Source organism: Methylobacterium bullatum (assembly GCF_014845095.1).
Lineage (GTDB): Bacteria > Pseudomonadota > Alphaproteobacteria > Rhizobiales > Beijerinckiaceae > Methylobacterium > Methylobacterium bullatum.
In genome coordinates, this window is sequence record NZ_NKUG01000294.1 from 1 (window position 1) to 696 (window position 696).

The following is a 696-nucleotide window of genomic DNA, read 5'->3' on the forward strand; positions in this document are numbered from 1 at the left end:
TACAGCAACATCAACGGGCGGCTGGAGCCGGAATTCGACGTGGCGCAGAACAACACCCTGTCCATCGTCGAGCGCTCGTTCACCACCGCGAGCCGGGCGCGCAGCCGCGCGACGTTGGCCGCCACCTACGCCTTCACGCGCGGCAACGGCATGGGCTTCAACCTGACCTATATCGACGAGTCCGCGCCCAACACCACGACGGCGAAAGGCTTCGACACCGCCTACATGCGCCAGCTCTACGAGAGCGGGCGTGAGACCGGCCGGGCCGGAACCTTCTGGCGCAAGAGCGTGCCCACGGCTCCCCTGGTGAAGGCGATCGCCGCCGGGGTCGCGCGGAACTGAGAGGCCGGCACCATCCCCCGGTGGGGTGGTGCCCTGCGCCGCCCGCCCTCGCGCTCGTTGCTGCACTGCGATAGGAGGAGGGTCATCCTCCCGTGTGGCCATCGGCCCGCATCTCCCCTGCGTTTGGCCGCTGACCCATGATCCAGATCGAAGACCTCACTTTCAGCGCCTGGGGCCGGCGCTTCTTCGACCGCGCGAGCGTGGCCGTCCCGCCCGGATCGAAGGTCGGGCTCGTCGGCCGCAACGGCGTCGGCAAGTCGACCTTGTTCAAGATCATCCTCGGCGAGTTCCAGCCCGATAGCGGCGAGATCCTCCTGCCGAAGAATGCCCGCGTCGCCTCCGTCGATCAGGAGC

Annotated in this window: 1 protein-coding gene and 1 pseudogene; both read left to right on the forward strand. The window is 68.2% G+C overall.

Features of this window, described 5'->3' with window-relative positions:
- Positions 1 to 342, forward strand: a pseudogene (locus MBTS_RS23225) (patatin-like phospholipase family protein); the annotation flags it as partial.
- Between the two features lie 137 nt (positions 343 to 479).
- The coding region (locus tag MBTS_RS23230) for an ATP-binding cassette domain-containing protein (RefSeq protein ID WP_192216599.1) at positions 480 to 696 on the forward strand (217 nt) is incomplete at its 3' end.